Here is a 5,419-nt window from a genome sequence, read left to right as displayed (position 1 = left end):
GTAAACGAAGAATAATCAAATCGCAAATACGACTGCCTAAAAAATGATGATCCATCTTTTTTCACTTCCAAAGTTGTTGCCGCCCCATATTTTGTATCTGCCAATGAACCATCTCGTACAAATGCGTCCGCTATAGGATTAACAGCTAAAGCTTGTGGAGTATTTATGGTAATATTAACCGCACCCGATACAGTTATCCCTCCACTGTTGTCGGTGGCTTTTGCGGTAAGCGCATAAGTTCCTGCAGCAGGGCTGGCCCAGGTGAAGCTATAAGGTGCAGTGGTTGACTGGCCTAAAAGTGTACTGCCCTGATAGAACTCTACTTTCGCAATTGTCCCATCGGCATCGGCAGCATTAGCGTTAATGACTACATTTGCGCCCACCATATATACAGCATTGTTTGCCGGTGAACTGATGGCCACCGTTGGCAAAGTATTAACTGCAATGTTAACCGCTTCTGAAACTGTTGTTCCTCCGTTGTTGTCAGTGGCTTTTGCGGTAAGGACGTAAGTTCCTACAGCAGGATTATTCCAGGTGAAGCTATAAGGTGCAGTGGTTGACTGGCCTAATAAAGTGCTGCCCTGATAAAACGCTACTTTAGCAACCGTACCATCCGCATCCGTAGCGCTGGCATTAATAGTAACATTCGTACCTGCTGTGTATACAGCATTGTTTGCCGGTGAACTGATGGCGACTGTTGGCAAGGTATTTACCGTAATATTGACTACATCCGAAATCGTTGTTCCCCCATTATTATCGGTTGCCTTTGCAGTAAGCGCATAGCTTCCCGCGGCAGGACTTGTCCAGGTAAAGCCATAAGGTGCAGTTGTAGACTGGCCCAATAAAGTGTTACCCTGATAAAATTCTACCTTAGCAACCGTTCCGTCGGTATCAGTGGCATTGGCATCGATAACAACATTAGTACCAGCTGTAAATACAGTATTGTTTGCTGGCGAACTGATGGCCACCGTAGGCAAGGTATTGATAATTACCTTCACCGTGTCTGATACCTTTGTTCCTCCGTTATTATCGGTTGCTTTAGCGGTAAGGTTGTAATTTCCTACAGCTGGATTAGTCCAGCTGAAGCTATAAGGCGCAGCTGTAGATTCACCTAACAGCGTTGAACCCTGATAGAACTTCACTTTGGTGATTGTTCCATCGGTATCAGCGGCATTGGCATCGATAACAACGTTTGTACCTGCTGTAAACACTGCATGGTTTGCTGGCGAACTAATGGCTACCGTTGGCAAGGTATTGATAATTACCTTCACCGTGTCTGATACCTTTACTCCTCCGTTATTATCGGTTGCTTTAGCCGTAAGGTTGTAATTCCCCACTGCTGGATTAGTCCAGGTGAAGCTATAAGGTGCATTAGTTGACTGACCTAAAAGTGTGCTGCCTTGATAGAATTCTACTTTGCTGATTGTTCCATCGGTATCGGCAGCATTGGCATTAATAGTAACATCGCTACCAACTGTAACTACTGCATTGCTAACAGGCGAAGTAATCGATACCGTTGGCAACGAGTTGGCCACATCTACAGCCGGATAAACCAGTTTTCTTGAACCATCATATCCGATAGCATAAACACTTGTAGAACCGGCAGCATATTGAACCGTTGTGTTTGCGTTTGCAGTTGTGCCATCGCCTGCGGCATAAATAGCCACATCGGTAAGTGCCTTTTGGTTATAGGTCTCAAAAGCTACTGCCCCAGTCCATTTCGTATTGTCGATCGTTAACGTACCTGCATTAACGGTTACACCAACCGTTGCAACTGCGGTTGCAGCCAATGGGATACGGTTTTTATAGGTATCTACAGTATTTGCCGAAATGTAATTCAATACCGGAGATACCGGTTTTGGATATTTGGCTTTCATTGCAGTACTTAAAGCATCTATCTGTGCCTGGGTAATGGTTAAACGGTGTATTGTGCCATAATCGCTAATATCCGCATCAATTGGCAACAGATAGCCTCCTTTTATGAAAAAATCAGTCAGGTCTTCATGAACGGCATCGCTGGCAGCGGTTACAAAATTAATGATCAATTGTCCGTCATTTACACCAACCTGACTGGTTGTACGCATTTTCTCCAGCACGTCGCCATACCAGAAAGCCACATCTGGTTGCCCAGCCGGAGCTGCTGTACCAGATAATCGCTGCTGCATGGTAGGCAGGTCTTTACATGCCCCGGCAGCCTGATAATACAGTTCCAATTGCCAGAAGGGTACTAGCGGAATATAGGCATCTATCGCATTCCCGGGTGTCTGGATGTGTTTTTTCTGTATTAAACTATAATCTAATAACAGACTGTATCTACCACCAATTACACTTGGGCCTCCTACCTTAGTTTTCTCGGCCTGTTTTTCCATCTTTGAAGAATTCGGATACCTGCTGCCATGGATATACATGATCCAGGCCGAATTGATGTTATTGGTTACCTCCGTCATGCCGATCCATTTGGCTCCGGGCCTCACCTGGTTATTGTGTCCATATTCATGGGCAACTCCCCATGGATCGTACAGAACACCTGCAGCACTGTACAGATTGGATCCACTACCTCCCGCGCCTATAAGATAGTTTACACCATCACTGCTTGCATTGGGATTTCCATCCTCAGATACAGACCTCAGGAACATGTGGTTTTTAGGTACCCTGTTATATTTGGTCAGGCCATTTAAAATATATTCTTTATGCACAATAGTGTCGTAGGCAGCAACCAGCTCTTTTCCGCCGTTCGGTGAACCGCTTAGCAGTATATATTTGTGTAAGTTTAAATTTGTATAGGTTCCTTTGATATCCAAAGTTGGATAAACACCGTTTAGCAACATTTTTGTCCATTCATCATTGGTGTCTGTTAAAGGATTGAAGTATCCGTTAACCTGGCCAGTGGCTATGTTAACCCGTACAGGCTGCAGATTGGCATTATCGCTAAAATAGCTGATGTAGGCCAAGCCATTATGTGCCACATTGATAATGTTTATCCCCTTCTGCAAAGGATAACTATCGGTAGTGGCACTGTTATTAAGCGCAAAGTCCTTAATGAGCAATTTTGGGTTTACACCATAGGTATCGCCAACAAAAACAACCGCTTTGGTATTGGCCTTAAAGGCAATCCCTGTCGGGTTTTCAACCTTGTTCAAACCGCTTGTCTTTAATATGCCCTCAACTGTACCGGTATTTGGGTAAAAATCATAGGTCTGTACGCGGTATTTCCTGTTGTAGGTATTGTTGAAAATACACTGTGCCATGGATTTAAAAAACGGAGAAGTAATGGCATCGATATCGGTCTGTGTGATTTCGGGTTTTAACGTAGTATACAGATCATCCGCAAAAACATTACTGGACACCGGTCTGGCAGCGCGGTGAAACTCCATTTCAGCGCAGTTAACTACATTGTTTACACCAGAAAATATTTTAAATACAATTTTCGTGACGTTTTGCAGGTTGGCCGGAAATGTAAATGTAGAAGGGGTATTAACAAGGCCGGCATCAAAATCCATCAGCTTGGTCAAAGTAGCCTGCGTTGCACTGGTGTACCAGATCTCCCCTTTTCCGATATTACCGTTTACTCCGCCATCTGTTCTGGGAAAATATTTTATGTAATCCATGCTGTTATTTCCCGCAAAGTCAAAATTCATCAATACAGGTTTGACCTGGCTGACGCCTTCGGTATAAGCAGAAAAATAAAACGAACTTAAACTGCCATCTATAGAATAGCCGATAAGGCGCTGCTGTTCATTCGCAACTGTCCCGTTTACAGCAGTCGGCTGTATCTTTGCGTCTGCAAATAAATCCAGGTCTGCAGTTGGGTGCTCACAGTCTGTAGAAACCAGCGTTCCGGTTTCTGCAGAGCTAAAATTGATTTCGGCACAACTTGAGAAATTACCCCCTGCTGCCCTGATTACAAAGCGAACAATGTAGGGTTTTACAATCGGGCTGGCCGTCATATCGATCGTTTTTACGGCACTGGTCTGGGCCCAGTTGATATTGCTCAGCTTGCTTACAAAAACCGAAGGTGCATCGGCAGAAGCATAATAAACATCTACAGTGGTCCAGATGCCATTTGTACTCGACTGCCTTGGTGTATAATCAACTTTATTAATGCTTTTTACACCAACAAAATAAAAATCGACTGTATCCGGCATGGCGTTTAAAGACCAGCTAGAGTGGTACATGGTTGTTAAATTACCGTCGAAGGCTTTCGTAATTTCACTGCCACTTTGGGACGGCCTTTTCGATGCAGCCGTGGCAATGGTAACAGGGTTTTGGGCATTTGCAATTGCACAGAGCAATAACATGGCCAGAAAAGAGAGTAATTGTTTTTTCATTTAGTTTGGGGTTTAATTAAATAATATTGGTTTTAGTATGTTTAAGCCATCTCCTCCTTTTCTGCCCTATATTTTCACCAGTAATGTCTGGCTACGATCTGCTTGTTATTGCTGTTATTTTCCCTTCCGCGGGAGAAAATTTACGGCAAGGCCAAACCGCAGCGTGTTGGCGAGCGGATTGCTTCTTTCTGCCGTGGCGAGATAAGACAGATCAATGCTGTAGATCTGGTACCTAAAGCCTGCACCCAGGGTAAAATAACTGCCATCACCTTTCTGTGCATCCTGGTAGTTATAGCCTGCACGGAATACCAACCTATCTTTAAATAACAGTTCGAGCCCGGTTGACAGACCTATTTCCCTTGCCTCTTCACTAAAGCCTCCAGGTGCATCATTAAATGACCCGAAAATGCCTGCAGGAACAGACCGATCCGGGTTCTTTCCACTGATAATCTTTCCATCAGGCGAATAAATGGGCTGGGTAGGTATAAGCAATTTATTCAGATCCAAGGCCAGGGTCAGTTTGCTTTCATTTCCGATAAAAGTGACTGCAGAGCCCAGTTTCAGCTCAGTAGGCAGAAAATATGGTGTTCCGGTATCGCTATAGCTCATTTTTGTCCCGATGTTGGATATATTTACCCCCATCGACCAATCTGCAGGCCCTCCGAACAACATCACCCCTTTTTTGTACGGTAGATTCCGGATATATCGGCTGCCAAGGCTCTTCCAGGTTGTGCCTGCACCCCTGAACTTGTCATCCCAGTATAAAGACTGCTATTGATGAAACGGATACTGCCACCCAGTGCGAATTCTTTTCCGAAACTCCTGGCATAGCTGATATCGGCCGCAAACTCTGTCGGGCGGGCTGTTCCCAATCCCTGTGCGTTATCGTCGGTAAGGCTAACTGCACCCATAGAAAAATACCTCAAAGAAGCCCCTATGGTATTGCGTTCGTCCAGCTTACGGTAGCCGCTCAGGTAGGCAAGGTTCATGTCCGGCACCAGGTTCCTCATCCACGGGGTATAGGTTAAACCTATTCCCGTTGACCCTTGGGGCAAGTAGGCCATCGATGCGGCATTAATGGCCGCCGAATG

The 5,419-nt window shown here is 45.0% G+C and carries 3 protein-coding genes; all 3 read right to left on the bottom strand.

Features of this window, described 5'->3' with window-relative positions; all coding sequences use genetic code 11:
* The coding region (locus tag AW17_RS22925; protein ID WP_029280587.1) for an Ig-like domain-containing protein at window positions 1-4,328 on the bottom strand (4,328 nt) is incomplete at its 3' end.
* A 114-nt stretch (window positions 4,329-4,442) separates the two neighbouring features.
* Window positions 4,443-5,000: a PorV/PorQ family protein gene (locus AW17_RS25225; RefSeq protein WP_051692059.1), complete on the bottom strand. Its 558-nt coding sequence runs from the start codon at window positions 4,998-5,000 to the stop codon at window positions 4,443-4,445.
* Window positions 5,000-5,419, bottom strand: a 420-nt coding sequence (locus tag AW17_RS25220) for a PorV/PorQ family protein (RefSeq protein WP_157280410.1), incomplete at its 5' end; no start/stop codon positions are given. The genes AW17_RS25225 and AW17_RS25220, both read right to left, overlap by 1 nt.

This window comes from Pedobacter borealis DSM 19626 (assembly GCF_000708285.2).
Classification (GTDB): Bacteria; Bacteroidota; Bacteroidia; order Sphingobacteriales; family Sphingobacteriaceae; genus Pedobacter; species Pedobacter borealis.
This window is presented reverse-complemented; position numbering and strand designations above follow the sequence as displayed.